Origin of the sequence: Planotetraspora thailandica (assembly GCF_016863335.1) — a bacterium.
In the GTDB taxonomy this organism is placed as follows: Bacteria; Actinomycetota; Actinomycetes; order Streptosporangiales; family Streptosporangiaceae; genus Planotetraspora; species Planotetraspora thailandica.
On the sequence record NZ_BOOR01000004.1, the window covers coordinates 148,687 to 164,978 of the forward strand.

Genomic DNA, 16,292 nt, shown 5'->3' on the forward strand with positions numbered 1-16,292 from the left:
GGGGCGGGCTGCGGGAGCGTCGACCGGGTGATCGACGTCATCGACCCGGGCGTACCCCTCGGCCGCCGCCTCCTCCGTTGTCTGCTCGCCGCTCTCGTCAGCGTGGCGCTGGCCGTGCCGCTGACCGGAGCTGCCCGCCCCGGCGCCGTCCCCGCACCGAATCCTGCTCACCTGTCCCTATTGCGAAGCACCCCCGCAGCCCTCGCCGAGCGGTACGCCGCAGGCCGGGCCGGAATTCTGGCGGCCGAACGGATGGCCGCCGACCATGGTGATCAGTGGCGGGCGGCCATGCTGCGCGCCATGGCGGACCCGGCGCGGCAGTTCCTGTCCTTCGACGGCCGCGACGGAGGACGAGCCGTCGAGGTCTTCGGCGACCTGTCGGCCGCAGAACGGATCGCGGTGCTGGTGCCCGGCTCCGACATCAACCTCGACAAGTACGGGCTCCTTCGCGGCGGCTCGATTCGACTCCAGCAGGCGATGGGCGGCAGGTCCGCCGTCATCGCCTGGCTCGGCTATCCGACGCCGAGGACCGTGAGCCTGGCGGTGCTGACCACGGCCCGCGCCGACGAGGCCGTCCCCGGCCTGCGCGGGTTCGTGCGCGAGCTGAGCGCGGCCAAGCCCGGCGCCCGCATCTCCCTGGTGTGTCACTCGTACGGAACCGTGGTCTGCGGCCGTGCCGCATCCGGGCTGGACGTCACGGACATAGTGCTGTGCGGCAGCGCGGGCATCGGAGTTTCCGACGTCTCCGCACTGCACACCCGGGCGGCCGTCTGGGCGGGCCGGGGGTCCGGCGACTGGATCTCCCGTGTTCCGCACACGCGGCTGCACCTGCCCTTCGCCACCGTCGGGCTCGGCGCCGACCCGGTCTCCCCGCGGTTCGGCGCGCGGATCTTCGCGGCGGGCGGCGGAGGCCACAGCGACTATCTGAAAGCCGATTCCCCGTCGCTGGAGAACATCGCCCGGATCGTCTCCGGCCGAGCCACCGCCGAGGTGGCCCGAGGTGCGTGAACTCATCCGGCGCATCGACGCCGGCACTCCCTCCGACCGTGACCGGGGCGTCGACGCGCTGCGCGCCCTGGCCATCCTCGGTGTGGTCCTCGGTCACTGGCTGGTGACCGCCCTGGTCGCCGACAGCGGCACGCTGCGCACCGCCAGCCCCCTGCGGCACATGCCGCAGCTCGCACCCGTCTCGTGGCTGTTGCAGACGATGGCGATCTTCTTCCTGGTGGGAGGCCAGATGGCGGCGAGCAGCCACGCCCGGGCCCGCCATCGGAGCCAGACCTACCGGCGATGGCTCGCCGCCCGATTACACCGGTTGTTCCGGCCGGTCGCCGCCGTGCTGGGCGTCTGGAGCGTGGCGGCGGGTGCGATGCTCGCCGCCGGGGCCGACCTCGGCACGGTGCACGCGCTGGTCAAGCTGGTGCTGTCGCCCATGTGGTTCCTGCTGGTCTTCGCGGCGCTCACGGCGGCGACCCCGCTGGTCACCGGCCTGCACCCGGTGTGGCCGCTCGCCGTCGTCGCGCTTGTCGACGTGGTCCGCTACGGCCTCGGCGGCCCCTCCTGGCTCGCCTGGACCAACGTGGCGGCGGGCTGGCTGGTGCCGTACTGCCTGGGCACGGCATGGGCGCGCGGCCGGCTGCGCGGCCGTGCGACGGGATGGGCGCTGCTGCTCGGCGGCGGCGCCGCGACCGCAGCACTGATCCTGTGGGCCGGCTACCCGGCCGCCATGGTGGGCGTGCCCGGCGCCCCGATCTCCAACCAGTCCCCGCCCACGCTTGCGGCCGCCGCCTTCGGGCTCACCCAATGCGGAGCGGCCCTGTTGCTCCTCGGCCGGTTGCGCCGGGTCATGCGGCGCCCTGCCGCGTGGGCGGTGGTCGCACTCGTCAACCTATCGGCGGTGACGATCTTCCTGTGGCACCAGACCGCGATGATCGCCGTCACCGGGATCGGCCTGTTCGCCGGTGGTCCTCTGCCCGGCCTGCACACCGCTCCCGACGACCCCGGCTGGATCGTCCCCCGCCTGGCGTGGCTCCCCGCGTTCGCCGCGGCGCTGCTGGTGTGCCGGGCCGCGTTCCACGTCTTCGAACGCGGCCGGCATCTTCCGGCGGCTCAGGCAGAGCTTCGTACGGCGGAGCCGGAGGCGGTGTCCACCGCGGTTCGCCGGGTCGCACCACGCCGAACAGCTTCCACCGGTTCGACACGATTCCCCACCGGACCCTCTTAACGGACGTTCTTTGCGGGCAGGTCGAGAGCGGCGGAAGAAGTCCAGCTCGTGGAGGAGCAGGTTTCCGTTCATGACCACGTGGTTCGCGCGAGGCAGGGGAAGCACCTCGTGGGGCCTGCCCGCCCCGAGCAGCCTATTTCAGGGAGACGGGTATCCCTCCTCGTCTGAGCTCGCCAGCTTTTCCAGCCACGCATCGAGAGTCGGCAGGGCGTGGGCACCCAGTTGGTCGGCCACAACCCGTTGCGCCTCGGCCCAGGCCTGCTCGGCATGCGCGAGCACGGATTGGCCTTCCGCAGTGACGGTGACTCGCTGCGAGCGTCCCGTGGGAGACGTTTTGGTCGTCGTGACGTAGCCGCGTTTTTCCAGCAGCGCGAGATTGCGGCTGATGGTCGACCGCTCGACGGCGAGCAGGTTGACGAGGTCGGCCGGACGGGCCGGGTCCTGGATCAGGACGAGCGCGCCAAGCACCTCCACCTGAGCGAGGGATAGCCCGAGCGGGCGCAGAGCGTGTTCGAAACGACGTGCCACCAGCCGGTTCAGCCGCCCGATCCGTACGCCGAGGCAGGAGCGCCGCACCTCCAAGGCCATGCGCCGTGCCTGTGCGGCAATCGTCTCTCCATCCCGCATGTGTTGCATGTACATCACCAGTGCCCGTAGTCTGTCTCCAATGGTGTTGCATCTACATCATCCCATGGGAGGGGCCCGTGCGCGTGAGCGTCGACTCCCCCGCGCCTGTCGAGGCTTCCGGCGAACCAAGCGCGCGGCTGGCCCCAGCGTGCTTGCACTCCTGTCGGCACATCCCAAACTGCAGCAGCCCAGACCCGGCAGCCGAGGTCGTGGGCAGCGATCACTCCAATTGATCAACCGTCCAGAAAGGCCCCACCATGGCCAGACACCGGTGGACACCCGACAACATTCCCGACTTGCGAGGGAGAACTGCCATCGTTACCGGCGCCAGCTCGGGCTTGGGAATCGTCGAAGCGCGCGAACTCGCACGAGCCGGGGCCCACGTCGTCCTCGCCGTCCGCAACGCCGACAAAGGCCGGAAAGTCGCAGCTGAGCTTCCCGGCAGCACCGAAGTGCGCCGGCTCGACCTCTCCAGCCTGGCCTCGATTCGTTCCTTCGCCGACGATTGGTCCGTCGACCTGGACATCCTGATCAACAACGCAGGAATCATGCTCGTCCCCGAAGGCCGCACCGTCGACGGGTTCGAACTCCAGATGGGCACCAACTACCTCGGTGCCTTCGCACTCACCAACCTGCTCCTGCCGTACGTGCGTGACGCATCGACCAGTCGCGTCGTCTCGATGTCCTCCCAGCTCCACATCGGCGGAAAGATCAAGCTCGACAACGTCGACGGCACGAAGGGCAAGTACAACGCCCTGCAGGCCTACCGCGACTCCCAGCTCGCCACCGTGTATTTCACCGCAGAACTGCAACGCCGGCTTGAAGCCGCCGGCAGCGGCATCCGCGCGATTACCGCCCACCCCGGCATCGCCCGAACCAGTCTCAATGATCACGTCACCGGGGTAAGGAAGATGTTCTTCCTTGCCACGCTATGGATGTTCAACGACGCCGATCACGGTGCCTATCCCGCTCTTTACGCCGCGACGGCAGATGTTCCCGGCGGCTCCTACGTCGGCCCCGACGGCATGGGCCATCTCCGAGGCAACCCCGAGATCCACCGGCCGGGCCTCGCCGCCCGTGACCCCGAACTCGGTCCGGAGCTGTGGAACGTGTCCGCGAGGCTCACCAATACCGACTTCGCCACTGTCTGACCGCTTCGCCCCTTAGACGCTTTCTGTCGTATTCACGTGAAAGCGCCCTCGCAGGAATAGGCGAGAAGGCAAGGCGGCTACGGAGGAGCGTTGAACACGGCCTCGTCGAGGCACGAACCCGGTGATCGTTTCCAGTCGCAGCACCAGCACATATCCGTCGGGTCATGCCACGTCGGGTCGCGACGGCATCTAGGTGAGGTCGCGAAGACGCAGCTCAGCGGTGACCGCCCGCTCGCGCAGCTCGGCCGCCTCCGTCCGTGCGGCGTCCAGTTGGGCACGCAGGTCGCTCAGGCGTGAGCGTTCCAGTTCCAGCTCGCTCATGGCGCGCTCGCGCTGGGCGGCCGCCGTACGGGCGTCGCCGGTCATGCGCGCCAGTGCCTCGGCCGCGGCCTGCTCACGCGCCGCCGCCTGGGCGGTCTCGGCCCCCGCCCTGGCCGCATCCGCGAGCGCGACCACCCTGTCGGACTCGGCGGCCTGCGCCCGGGCGACCGCCTGATCACGCTGAGCCTCCGCCACGGCCACCGCCCGGTCACGTTCGGCTTCCGCGCGGGACACCGCGCGGTCGCGCTCGGCCTCGGCCGCCTCGGCGCGGGCGAGCGCCGCGGCCGCGGCCTGCTCCGCCTCCCGGCGGGCACGCTGCGCCGACTCCGCCTTCTCGTTCGCGCTGAGCGCCTCCTCCTCGGCGCGCTCGCGTCCCTGCCGGGCCTGTACGGCTCTCGCCTCCGCCTGGCGCATGTCCGCATTCGCCTTCTCCAGCCGTTCGGCCAGTTCACGCACCGCCTGGTCGCGGGCGGCCTCGGCCGCATCGGCACGGAGATGCGCCTCCTCGGCCTCCTGCCTGGCACGGCGTTCGGTGGCCGACGCCTCACGCAAGGCCGCCAGCGCCTGTTCGCGGGCGGTCTCGGCGTCGGCGAAGGCGCCGTCACGCTCGGCGTGCGCCTCCTCGGCCCGCAGGCGTGACTGCTCGGCCTCCGCCTTGGCCTCCTCAACGGTCTCCCGTGCGAGCCGCACCTGGGCCAGCGCCTGCTCGCGCTCGGTGTGGGCGATCGCGATGCGCGTGTGCGCCTCCGCCTGCACCGCGCTCAGCTTCGCCTCCACGCCGGCCGGGCTAAGTTCCTCCGCCAGCACCTGAGCGAGGGGCGCGATCGCCGCGGCGAGCCCCTTCTCCATCCGGTCGTACAGATCCTCGACCCGTGCGAGCGCGCCGTCGAGGCCAGGCGTCGACCGGCGTATCTCCCGTTCTCTTTTCGCCGCCGCCTGGCAGTCGCCCTCCGGGCAGTACTCCTTGGGCCTCCCCCGGCCGCTCCTCTGCTCGATCGGGTTTCCGCAGTGCTTGCAGGGCGTCGTGACGGGGGTCGCGGGGGTCGTCATGAGCCGCCACTTTAGGCGTTTTTCTGGATTTCTAGAAATAGAAAGTCAGAAAAGATGATCTGTTGCGATCGAGGATGACCGATCACTTGGGAGATGTTCAATTCCCGCAAGTTATCAGTCTGAGACCTTCCCCCGCCCGGGGCGTCCTCATTGGTGAGCGCAGGTCGTTCTGACAGTGGGGTTGCTGCCGGGGTGGGGCCCGGCGTGTTCCGGGCCCCACCCCGGCATGATGTCTCGGTTCTGGGCGGCGGTTCAGGCTGTGGAGCGCTGCGTCCAGTCCTGGTCCAGGCGGTCGGCCAGGCCCGCGGCGGTGAAGGCGGCCTCCAGGTCCTCTCGGCCCTCGGTGAAGTGGGCCCAGCTGTCGTGGTGGGCCGGGACGACACGGCGCGCGTCGAGGATCCGGGCGGCCTCGGCGGCCTGCGCGCTGTCCAGGACGAGCAGGTTGCCGTCGAAAAGCATGGGATGACGAGGTGCGCCGGCGAACAGGATGGCGGTGTCCACCGGGGCGAAGCGCTCGGCGATCTCCTTGACGGCGTCGAGGGACGCGTTGTCGCCGCTGACGTAGACCGTCGGCAGGCCCTCTCCGGTCAGGACGAAGCCGACGACCTGGCCGGTGAAGGGCTCAACCTCCTCGCGCGGGCCGGGGCCGTGGATGGCGGGAACACCGGTGACGGTGATAGTGCCGCCACCCGGGCGCTCCAACTCGACCGTCTCCCAGTCGGCCAGGCCCTTGACCTTCTGCCCGAGGCGCTCACCGCCGCTGGGGGTGGTCAGGGTGAGGGGGACGTCGGTGAGCATGGCACGGCCGGAGGTGTCGAGATTGTCGGCGTGCGCGTCGTGGGAGAGCAGGACCACGTCGATGGGGCCGAGGTCGGCGGGGGTGCCGGTGGAGGGGGCGGTCTTGGTCAGGATCACGCGGAGGCCGTAGTCGCCGGGGCCGTCGAACGTCGGGTCGGTCAAAAACCGCAGGCCGCCGTACTCGAACAAGGCGGTCGGGCCGCCGTACGTGCGGACCAGGAACTGATCGGCATTGAGCTGTGACATCACGTCTCCCTCACTTCTCACGAAAAAAAGCCGTGTTTAACGTGACACAAGGCTAGGCGACCATCACGGAAAAATGCAATCGCTACCATGAGAGGCATGGACGACACCCTGGCCGCCGACACAGCGCAGATCGCTCTGCCCCCAGCTCCAGGTGCCGACCAGTACCGCTCCCTGGACTTCGCCGACACCGCCGCGACCCTGCCCGCCGGCCAGAGCTACGACCTGCTCGCCACCCCCGGATCCGCCATGCGCTGGCTCGCCGCGCACGACCTGTCCACCCCGGACGTGCAGCTGTACGAGGTGTGCGCACAGCGGATGCGCGCGCTTCGCGCACACGTACGCGCTCTGTTCGCCGCCCGCGTCGACAGCACCACCCCGCCCGAAGGCTCCTTGCGCGCGGTGAACGAGGCACTCACGGCTGTACCCACCGCACCCCTCCTCGCCTGGGACGGGGCCCAGGGACTGCGCCGCATCCAGGCGCACCCCATCGACCTGGCCGTCAACCACGCACTGGCGACCCTCGCCGCCGATGCCGCCGACCTGCTCACCGGTCCCGACGCCGGCATCCTCGCCGCCTGCGGCTCCGCCCCCTGCGACCGGTTCCTCATGCGCACCCACGGCCGGCGCCACTGGTGCTCCATCCGCTGCGGCGACCGCGCCCGCGCCGCCCGTGCCTACGCCCGGCGCAGCGGCACCTCGGACTGACGCGCCGCCCAAGGCACCCTTGCGGACCGCCCGGTGATCACGTGAGCACCGAAACCAAGCTCGCCGGACCCTGGCGGGGATGTACGACCCCAGCGGGCACGGCAGATCCAGCCCGACCTGATCATCCCCATCGGCAAGCGCAGGGGCAGAACCCCTCCATCCGGGCGCGACTCCCGCAGGAGCAGGCGTTATCGCGTCCGGCGCGACCGCACGGCCATCGTCGCTGCGCACGCGAGGGAGATCACCAGCGAGGCCACGGACAGCCCGACCGCCCACGGAACTCCCGCGCCCGACCCGGTCGCAGACGTGCTACTCGCGGCCAGAGCCGCCCGGGCGGTGCCCGTCGACGAAGATGATGCCGTGTCCCCCTTGGGTACGAGCCGGAGCACTGGCGCAGGCCGCTCCGGCTCGTCGGCACCGGAGGCCGGCTCCTGGATCCAGCGCACCACCTCGCCGTCGCTGTAGTGCTGGAGCGTCTTGAACACCAGACGGTCGGTCTCGGGCAGCGGTCCGGCGCTCACGGAGAACTCGTCGTACTCACCCGGCTTGATCGCTGACTTCGAATCCGCCGCGGTCCAGGTGATCTTTCCGATGACCTCGCTGATCTGCGCGCCGTGCACCTCGATCGGCGTGGCCAGCTTGATCTTCGTGATCTCGTACGACCAGCCGGGATGTGGCTTCACCGAGACCGAAGCCAGCGGGGAGTCGGTCGGGAGCTGAACCTCGATCTCGGTGGTGCTCGCGTCGTCGCGCTCGTTGGGGACGCGGAACGTCAATGCGGCGTAGCCGCCCTGGGTGGCCGTCTCCGGGTTCACCGTCACGTGCGCGAACGCCACCGCCTGCATGACGCCGACCAGGCAGGCCGCCACCCCCACGGTTACAAGGCCACGTACGGCGCGGCGCAGCATACGCACTCTCCGGGTCATGTCAGACGATCGGGCGCCGGTCGTCTCGGCCTCGGCGGCCCCGACCGTGCCGGAGCCGACCGGACCGGGCGACGTGCCCGCGTGTGCCGGGCCCAGGTTCCCCATCCGCAGCGCGGGCGTGATGGGTACGGCAGTGCCCGTCAGGGGGGCTCTAGCGCTCAACGCTCCTCCAGCAGGTAAGACTCTCACTGTTCTTCGACCCTCAATAGGTGATCTTCATGGAAGATCGCTAACCGAGGCGGGCCAGCGTCGTCGTCATCAACGCCTTGACCTTCTCGTCGGTGTCGGCACGCTGGCCTACCGCTTTGATCTGCGCGTAGCCGACGTAAATGATGGCGTTGGCCTTGTGCACCACGACGGTGACCAGGTCGTCGTAGGTGTCCGCGTTCATCTCTGGGGGCGAGGTGTGCACGAGATGCTGGGCGAACCCCTTCCACCCATCCATCTCGATCGGCTGGCTGCCGACCTTGTAAGCGCCCACGACGGACGGCGGCCCGCCGAGCACGCTGAACGCCTCCGGACACTTGGCGGACTCGGCCACGACGGTGTCCATCGTGCCGCCGGCGAGCGAGGGGCTCTGGAAGACCACTGCGCCCTGGGTGACGACCGGAAGCGATGAGGGCCCCACGCGCTGCGGGCCGACGATGAACCGCCCGGTCGGATTCCCACCCACCGGCTCGATCGCCGGCTGCACGTCGACCTTGGCGTCCTCCGAGCGCTGGACGTACGGACAGGTCGGGATGCTGTTCGGGGGTGTGTAGATGACGTGCGAGGCGTGGTCGGTGTCCTCGAACTCGGTGGCGCCCTTTCCCAGGTCGCTGGGGCTGACGAGGCCGGACCGGATGGAGGTCACGGTGTAGGGCGGCTTGGTCAGCGGCTGCGGAGCCCCGTTGGAGCAGCCCGCCAGGACACAGAGGGCGATCATGCCGGCAGCGGTCATGGTCGCTCGGAACCGGGACGCCTTCCTGTCAGCGCCTCGCATGTGTGTTACCAGCCTTTCAGTGTGCCGTGAACGGGACACGCACGGGTGTCTCGTCGAAGTCGGAGACTCGGATGTCCAGCCGCAGGACCCACTCCCCCGGGTAGGGGATGGACATCGAGTTCGCCACATAGTGGCCGGGTTCGGCCGCGGAGACCTTGACGGGCAGCGCCGGGACGCTGCGGTCGCGCGACTCGAGCGCACCCGAGACCTCGGGCACCGCGACCAGCGAGCCGTTCCGCCCGGTGATGTAGATGTCGGCCACGTTGCTTCCCGGCTTCGCGGGCTCGATCTTCACCTCAACCGAGCCGCCCCCCAGCCCGGCGGCTGAGCCGGCCGCGTTCGCGACGGTCGTGGGAATGGGGACCGTGGTATGCACCGGCGGCGCGTAGCTGGTGCGGGCCGGGGCGGTGTTGACCAGCACGGCCGTGATCGACACGACGGCGACCCCGAGCACGACCTCACCCGCGACCGAGTGGCGCAGTCGGCGCACCGCGGTGTAAGGGGCGGCATCGAGGCCGAGGGGGTCGCGTCCGCGCCGCCGCACGAACCGCCGCGCTCCTGCGGCAAGACCCACCACGGCGAGGACGGCGGCGAGCTTGCCGAGAAGCAGCCGCCCGAAGTCCGTCCCGCCGAGCGCACCCCACGTTCCCACCTGCCGCCAGGCCAGATACACCCCCGTCACCGCGATCACCGCGAAGCAGATCTGCGCGAGCGTGGAAAACCTTGGGAGCGCGGGTTCCAGGGAGATGGCGCCGGTGGGCTTCCGCCCCCTCCCTGGGAGGAGCACGCAGGCCGCGAGCGCGATCAGGCCGCCGAGCCACAGAGCCATGGCGAGCAGGTGCAGGCTGGTCGCAGGTACGGCCAGCCAGGTCTGCTCGCCGGTCTGTGCGTGATCCGCCAGCGTCCAGGTGAACGGCAGGGCGACGGCGCAGGCGGCCCCGAGGCCGGCCACTCCGACGCCAGACGTCCTGGCGCCGTCCGTCCGGACGTCAGCCAGGGACGAGGAGGGGCGTACAGCGATCCAGAAGGCCACACCAAGAGCGAGCACGATCAACAGCCGCACCGACAGCGCGTGACCCAACCGCGTGGACAGCGTCGCGCCGAGCAACTCAGGGTCGAACACCCCGGTCAGCGACGTGCCCGCGGCGTACGGCCCCTGTACGAGCAGGACGACCACGGTGCCCGCGGTCAAGGCGGCGAAGCCGGACCACACGATGCCCCGGGCGCGGCGGTCGTCGCGGCCGGCGGGCCAGAGCACGGCGACGAACAGTCCACCACCGAGGGCGAGAGCCAGACCGAGAAACGCAAGGGCGCGACCGACGGCGTCGACGACGGGAACGGCAGGGCTGACATCATCCTCCACCGGGGCGGCCAGCGTGCTCGGGCGGCCGATGCTGAAGCTGAACGCCCCCGACACCACGTGCGAGTCCGCGGACGTGATCCGCCAGGCCAGGACGTAGGTTCCCTCCACCAAACTCGCCGGAAGGCTCACCCGCGCCGTGTTGGCCTTCCCGTCCACGTAACCGGGAGCACCGATCGCCAGCTTCTTCCCGGTCACGTCGAGCAGCTGGAACGACCGCTGGTTGAAGCTCACCGCCTCGTTGAAGCTGAGCCTGACGTCGGCCGGAGGCGAGCGCAGCACCTGGCCGTCGACCGGCGAGGTCTCTACTAGGTAGGCGTGCGCGTACGCCGGATGCGTGACCGCGGCGGAGACGAGATCCGCGACCAGGCCGCACGCCACGAGGATCGCGACCACCGCCAGCCGCGTGATCAGCCGGGCCCGACTACGGCCCGCGAGGTGCACACCGCCCGTCATCCGCGCTGGTCCGTACGCAGCGTGCCGTCGCCCGAGAGAGGGGTCGGCACCCCAAACGTGATCTCGCCGCGCGGCCTCGGGGCGCCTCTGCCCTCATCGGAGGCGGAGCCGGCGCCGAGCAGACCGCTCACCACCAGTCCCGCGCGACCGCGCGCATGGCACCCCGGCGTCCCACCGTCCACCTCCACGCCCGTCCTACCTCCATGCCCGTCGCCACCGAAAGACGGCCCGAGCGCAGCGTCGCCACGCTCGGGCCGGGGCTTTCGACTCAGACGGTCACTTGTCGCACGAGTTCCAGCAGATCTTCTTGTCCGGCTTTCCGGCCAGCTTGCCGTCGAACCGGAGCACGTCGACGCCTCGGTTGTAGTCCGCGACGTAGACCAGTCCGTTGTGCCAGTAGGCGGCCGACGCCGAGCCGGCGGTCACGCCCTCCCCCGCCGGCACCCGGAAGTAGCCGACCTGAGTCGGGTTCTTGGGATCCGACACGTCGAGGAAACGGGTGCCCTGGCCGTACCACGCCTGCGCGACGATGTTGCCGTTCACCGTGAACCAGTGCGCGGAGCAGCTACCGGTGGTCGCCGACCCCTCCTTGCCCCACGGCGACCAGTGGCTGATCAGGTTCAGCCGGAACGGCTTCTCCGGCGTGGACCGCCAGCTCTCGCCGTCGTAGCTGCCCTTCAGCGAGGCGATCTTGAACTCGCCCGCCTGGGAGCAGGCCGTGATGTTCTCGTTGGTGATGTAGAGGAGTTCGCCCTTGTCGAAGGAGCCGAGCTTCTCGGTGTTGTGGTAGGCGTTGTGGTCGAAGAAGTCGAAGAAGGCGGTGCCCGCCGGGTTGGTGGGGACGACGGTGCCGCCCGCGTACGGCACCGGGTCGTACGCCGTCGCGACCCGTTTGCGCTTCTGCACCGGGTCGTAGTGCCTGCCCTTGGTCCAGTAGCCGCGTACGCCGCCCTCACCGGAGACCCAGGCGACACCGTTCTTGTCGACGTCGACGCTGTGCACGTAGTCCGTGGTCCCGTCGAACCGGCCGAGGTCGAGCGCCCCGTCGAAGGTACGCGGGTGCTTGATGTCGCGGATGTCGGTCACCCGGATCGGCACGCCCTTCCAGGACGGGTCCTGGCCCGGCGTGCCCGTGTTGGCCGGACCGACCGACCACAGGTACGTGCAGTCGTTGATGCAGGTGGCTGTGTGCCCGGCCGGGACCGGCTGGAAGATGACGGTCTCCGGCTTCCACGGGTTCTTGACGTCGACGATGTAGACGCCGGACTGACCGGTGGAGACGGTGCCGCCGAAGCCGCGCGGGTCCCGGCTGAGGAAGACCAGCTTGCGCTTCGGGTCGACGGTCATGTTCTCGCCTTCCCAGAACCTGTCCTGGGTGTCCCCCGGCTGGCGCAGCTCGGCCGCCGTGATCTTGGAGATCAGGGCCGGGTGCTTGGGGTCCTTCAGCGACCAGACGGCAAGGCCGCCGGTGCCGTTGGCGAACATGAAGTCGTAGCCGTACTTGTCGTAGTGGATGAAGTTCAGACCCGAGTAGCCGCTGACGCCCTTGACGTTGTCGATGAACGTGACGTGGCCTGCGACTGCGGTCGTCGGGACGTTGTGCACGTCGTCGATGACCGGACCGCCATGAGCGGATTTGCTGGACGGACTCGGGTCGGACGGCTTGTCTGCGAATGCTGAGCCAGCTCCGGACAGCTGCAGTGCTGCAGCCGTTGCCAGAGCGACCGCACCCGCCATGAGGGATTTCGCTTTCACCAGACCCTCCCTTAGGGGCCGGCAGTGCAGTTGGAAAACCGCGCGGCCGAAGATCACACGTGACACGACTCTAGAGATCTGTAAGAGCGGCTGTCATGGTGCAAATGTTGCAAATGCCCCCTTAGGGCTCCGTCATTCGTCGCGATCGTGCCCTGGCACGCCCTTACGGCCGTGGTCGTCACCAGCGGACGGGCGCGCCTGGGCCGTGGGAGAACCTCGGGTGGCCGCAGTCGAGTGAGTGGCTGGGACGCCATTGGCCTAGCAGCTCTACCAGCACAAAAACAGAGTTTTGTCAGTAGTCGCGCAGGGTTTTTGACAGCGGCGGCCCAGGTGACGGCAGCCTTTAGGCTCTCCGGCATGGCAACGAGACTGGTGCAGATCAATATGAAGGCGCGGGACGCCGCCGCGCTTGGCCGGTTCTGGGCGGAGGCGCTCGGCTGGGGCAGCGACAGCGAGGAGTTCGGCACCAGCCTCGAACCCGTCGGCTTCGCCTACCCCGACCCCTCCGCCGTCTGCATCGACATCATCGCCCGCCCAGAACCCAAGACGGTGAAGAACCGGGTGCACGTCGACCTGGCCACCACCTCGGCCGCCCATCAGGCGGAGCTGGTCGGGCGCCTCAAGGATCTCGGCGCGACGCCCGCCGACGTGGGCCAGGGCGACGTCCCCTGGACGGTCATGGCCGACCCGGAGGGCAACGAATTCTGCGTCCTGGAGCCCCGGCCGCTCTACCAGGGCACCGGGCCGATCGCCGCAGTGGTGGTCGACTGCGCCGACCCTCGAGCGATGGCCCGGTTCTGGGGCGAGGCGATGGACTCGACCCTGCACGAGGTCACCGACGACTACGCGATCATGCGCTCTGCCAAGGACGTCGGCCCCTACCTGGAGTTCGTCCGCACCCCCGACACCAAGACCGTGTGGAACCGCGTCCACCTCGACATCTGCCCCTACCCGGGCGACGACCTGTCGGCAGAGGAAGCCCGCCTGCGCACCTTGGGCGCCACCGACCCAGGCATCGACCAGTCCGACCTCCACTGGACGGTCCTCGTCGACCCGGAAGGTAACGAGTTCTGCCTCCTCACCCCCCGCTGACCTCGTTCAACGGCTCGGGCCGGTTTCGGGTCAACGGCGGGGACCGCGCGGCGTACGTCTGCTCACCGGGACGGGCAGACGTACGCCGGACGGCTCGATTGTGTGGCGCTATGACATGGTCGTCCCGCCGGAGACGTCGAGGCGGTGTCCAGTGACATAGCGGCTGTCGTCGGAGGCCAGGAAGGCGACGGTGTCGGCCACATCCTCCGGTGTGCCCAGCCGGCCGAGGGGTGTCTGCGACGACAGCCAGGCCAAGGCTTCGCCGACCAGGCGTCCTTGGTGCATGTCGGTGTCGATGACCCCGGGGGCCACGATGTTGACCGTGATGCCGCGTGGCCCGAGTTGCTTGGCCAGGGCGGTGGTCAGGACGTCGAGTGCGGCCTTGGACATGGCGTAGTCGAGGGCTCTGGGCATCGCTGCTCCGCGGGTCAGCATGGTGCCCACGGTGATGATCCGGCCGCCGTCGCGCAGCCGCGGCAGGGCGAGCTTGGTGATGAAGAACGGGGCGGTGGCGTTGACCGCGAACAGGCGCTCGAAGCCGTTGCGGGTGACGCCGTCGATCTCGGTCTGGCCGCCGAGGATGCCCGCGTTGTTGACCAGGATGTCCACCCCGTCGGCGTGCGCGTCGAAGCCGGCCCACAAGGCTTCGGCGTCACCTGGCGCGCCCAGCTTGGCCTGGACGGCGAAGGCCTGCCCGCCGGCCGCTTCGATGGCGGTGACGGTGTCCTTGGCGGCCGCCTGGTTGCCGCCGTAATGCACGGCGACGCGGGCGCCTTCGCGAGCCAGCCGGGTGGCGATGGCGCGGCCGATGCCCCGGCTCGCGCCGGTCACCAATGCCGTCTTTCCGGTCAATATCAACGTGCTCTGCCTTCCTTTCCTACCGTGCAGGGATGGTGGCCTCGGCGCCGCGTAGGACCCGCGCCCACGACCGCCGGCCGTGTCGGGTCATCGCTCACGGTGTCCTCCCTTCGTAGCGGCGGCCTGCCGCAGGGTCGCCAGCAGCGTGGTCTCGGTCGGGGATCCGGTGAGCGGGGGCAGGTTCTCGATGCGGAAAACCGGCACGCCGGTGATGTCGAGGCGACGTACGCGGCCGAGCCGGGCGCGCACGGTCGCGGGAGGCACGCGGCCGGTTGTGACGCCGACCTCGGCGGCCAGTTGGTCGAGGGTGGCGGGGTCGCCGACGTGCAGTCCGTCGGTGAAGTGGGCGCGAAAGAGGCGTTCCGCCATGGGTTCGGCCTTGTCCTGGAGTGCGGCGTCGGCGATCAGGCGATGTGCCTCGAAGGTGCCGGTGGCGATCGCCTTGCCGTACTCGAACCGGAGGCCTTCTCGGGCCGCGTGTTCGGCGAAGGCGAGCGCGCCGGCCACCGCGTCGGGGCCGAAGGTCTGTTCCAGGACGGCGAGCAGCGGCCGTCCGTCGGTGGGCGCACCCGGGGCGAGCTCGAAGGGCAGAAACTCCACCGTCACCTCCACCCCCTCGGCCCTGAGCCGGTCGGCGGCGCGGGCGAAGCGGGTGTAGCCAAGATAGGAGTGCGCGCAGATCACATCCGCCACGATCTGGACTGTCACGCTGTGCGGCATGCTCGCTCCTTCAACGCGATCGCGGTGGCGGCGCCGATCACGGCCATGCGAAGAGATCGATCCATGCGTCCTCCATTTCGCGTACCTCGTACTCGAAATGGACCATAGTCATTCAGGTACCATGTACGCAAATACGGAGAGAGGGCACGGGTGGCCGACGAGGAACCGACCAGCATCTGGATGCAGCCGGAGCGGCACGAGCGCTCCGGGCCGGGGCGGCGTCCTGGCTACAGCAGGGATCAGATCACCCGGACCGCCGTCCGGATCGCCGACGCAGAGGGAGTCGAAGCGGCGACCATGCGGCGGATCGCGTGCGAGTTGGGCACCGGCGCCATGTCGCTCTACCGCTACGTGCCCCGGCGCGACGACCTGTTCGACCTCATGATCGACCTGGCGATGAGCGAGATCGAGCTCCCCGACCGCCCCTCCGGTGACTGGCGCTCCGCCCTGACGCTACTGGCCCGGCAGATCCGCGCCGCGGGCCTACGCCATCCCTGGCTGATCGCGCTGCTCACCAGCCGGCCGACGCTGGGCCCCAACCTGCTGCGCGTGCACGAGTTCGCGCTCGGCGCGTTCGAGAGGACCGGACTCGACATCGACGACATCACCGGATTCGTCGGCATGCTCAACGACTACATCCACAGCGCGATCCGCCGCGAGATCGGCTGGCTGGAGGAGGCTCGCCGTACCGGCCTGGACCCCGAGCGCTGGAAGCGGGATTACATGGGACCGTACGTGCGCCAGGTCGTCGAATCGGGCGCATTCCCGCTGTTCAGCCAGTCGGTTCTGGACTCCCGCACCGCCCATCTCGCCCCCGGCGAGCGCTTCCAGCAGGGGCTCGAGCGCATCCTCGACGCCATCGCCGCGCTCAGGCCTGGGACTCATGGTGACCCTAATCCGGCATCCAACCCCATCCGACCGTGGGACTTCGGTGGCGAAGGTTGACGCTGCGGTTAGGCGCGTGAACAGTTTCGCGGGAATCATACGGATTCGTTTCGCTTATCTCACAGGAAAGCGGCGG

The 16,292-nt window shown here is 69.6% G+C and carries 15 protein-coding genes; 6 read left to right on the top strand and 9 right to left on the bottom strand.

From position 1 onward, the window contains the following. Positions 1-27 precede the first annotated feature (27 nt). Positions 28-1,008 (top strand): alpha/beta hydrolase, encoded by a 981-nt coding sequence (locus Pth03_RS01640; RefSeq protein WP_239118683.1) that lies wholly within the window; start codon positions 28-30, stop codon positions 1,006-1,008. Further along, positions 1,001-2,224 carry an acyltransferase family protein gene (locus Pth03_RS01645; RefSeq protein ID WP_203942264.1) on the top strand — a complete coding sequence of 408 codons (1,224 nt, stop codon included), beginning with the start codon at positions 1,001-1,003 and terminating at the stop codon, positions 2,222-2,224. Before Pth03_RS01640 ends, Pth03_RS01645 begins: the two co-directional genes overlap by 8 nt. A gap of 138 nt (positions 2,225-2,362) precedes the next feature. Here Pth03_RS01645 and Pth03_RS01650 read toward each other — a convergent pair whose 3' ends face one another. Then, positions 2,363-2,851, bottom strand: a complete 489-nt coding sequence (locus Pth03_RS01650; RefSeq protein ID WP_203942265.1) for a MarR family winged helix-turn-helix transcriptional regulator — start codon at positions 2,849-2,851, stop codon at positions 2,363-2,365. Positions 2,852-3,108: 257 nt separating this feature from the next. Between Pth03_RS01650 and Pth03_RS01655 the strand changes: the two genes are divergently transcribed. Next, entirely contained in the window at positions 3,109-4,002 is an 894-nt protein-coding gene (locus Pth03_RS01655; RefSeq protein WP_203942266.1) for an oxidoreductase, read from the top strand. A 189-nt stretch (positions 4,003-4,191) separates the two neighbouring features. Here Pth03_RS01655 and Pth03_RS01660 read toward each other — a convergent pair whose 3' ends face one another. Both Pth03_RS01660 and Pth03_RS01665 read right to left on the bottom strand, forming a co-directional pair. Then, on the bottom strand, positions 4,192-5,373 hold the full coding sequence (locus Pth03_RS01660) for a coiled-coil domain-containing protein (RefSeq protein WP_203942267.1): 1,182 nt from the start codon (positions 5,371-5,373) through the stop codon (positions 4,192-4,194). Positions 5,374-5,625: 252 nt separating this feature from the next. Continuing rightward, positions 5,626-6,417: an MBL fold metallo-hydrolase gene (locus Pth03_RS01665; protein ID WP_203942268.1), complete on the bottom strand. Its 792-nt coding sequence runs from the start codon at positions 6,415-6,417 to the stop codon at positions 5,626-5,628. Positions 6,418-6,513: 96 nt separating this feature from the next. Here Pth03_RS01665 and Pth03_RS01670 point away from each other — a divergent pair, with 96 nt between their 5' ends. Next, positions 6,514-7,122, top strand: a complete 609-nt coding sequence (locus tag Pth03_RS01670) for an ABATE domain-containing protein (protein WP_203942269.1) — start codon at positions 6,514-6,516, stop codon at positions 7,120-7,122. Positions 7,123-7,310: 188 nt separating this feature from the next. On the opposite strand, the gene Pth03_RS01675 is transcribed toward Pth03_RS01670, so the two are convergent. The 4 genes from Pth03_RS01675 to Pth03_RS01690 all read right to left on the bottom strand — a co-directional run bounded on the left by Pth03_RS01675 (position 7,311) and on the right by Pth03_RS01690 (position 12,601). Beyond that, positions 7,311-8,210 (bottom strand): YcnI family copper-binding membrane protein, encoded by a 900-nt coding sequence (locus Pth03_RS01675; protein ID WP_203942270.1) that lies wholly within the window; start codon positions 8,208-8,210, stop codon positions 7,311-7,313. Positions 8,211-8,277: 67 nt separating this feature from the next. Next, positions 8,278-8,988, bottom strand: coding sequence for a hypothetical protein (locus Pth03_RS01680; protein WP_203942271.1), 711 nt, complete (start codon positions 8,986-8,988; stop codon positions 8,278-8,280). A 58-nt stretch (positions 8,989-9,046) separates the two neighbouring features. After that, entirely contained in the window at positions 9,047-10,846 is a 1,800-nt protein-coding gene (locus tag Pth03_RS01685) for a copper resistance CopC/CopD family protein (protein WP_203942272.1), read from the bottom strand. A 276-nt stretch (positions 10,847-11,122) separates the two neighbouring features. After that, a complete protein-coding gene (locus Pth03_RS01690) occupies positions 11,123-12,601 on the bottom strand; it encodes an LVIVD repeat-containing protein (protein ID WP_203942273.1) in 1,479 nt (492 codons plus the stop codon). Positions 12,602-12,958: 357 nt separating this feature from the next. On the opposite strand from Pth03_RS01690, the gene Pth03_RS01695 reads away from it, so the two are divergent. Next, complete coding sequence (locus Pth03_RS01695; RefSeq protein ID WP_203942274.1) at positions 12,959-13,693, top strand: VOC family protein; 735 nt, start codon at positions 12,959-12,961, stop codon at positions 13,691-13,693. A gap of 108 nt (positions 13,694-13,801) precedes the next feature. Here the strand turns inward: Pth03_RS01695 and Pth03_RS01700 are convergent, their stop codons facing one another. Then, positions 13,802-14,551 (bottom strand): SDR family oxidoreductase, encoded by a 750-nt coding sequence (locus Pth03_RS01700; protein ID WP_239118685.1) that lies wholly within the window; start codon positions 14,549-14,551, stop codon positions 13,802-13,804. 87 nt (positions 14,552-14,638) lie between these two features. Further along, positions 14,639-15,271 carry a DsbA family oxidoreductase gene (locus Pth03_RS01705; RefSeq protein ID WP_203942275.1) on the bottom strand — a complete coding sequence of 211 codons (633 nt, stop codon included), beginning with the start codon at positions 15,269-15,271 and terminating at the stop codon, positions 14,639-14,641. Between the two features lie 150 nt (positions 15,272-15,421). Between Pth03_RS01705 and Pth03_RS01710 the strand changes: the two genes are divergently transcribed. Continuing rightward, positions 15,422-16,216: a TetR/AcrR family transcriptional regulator gene (locus tag Pth03_RS01710; RefSeq protein WP_239118686.1), complete on the top strand. Its 795-nt coding sequence runs from the start codon at positions 15,422-15,424 to the stop codon at positions 16,214-16,216. Positions 16,217-16,292 lie beyond the last annotated feature (76 nt).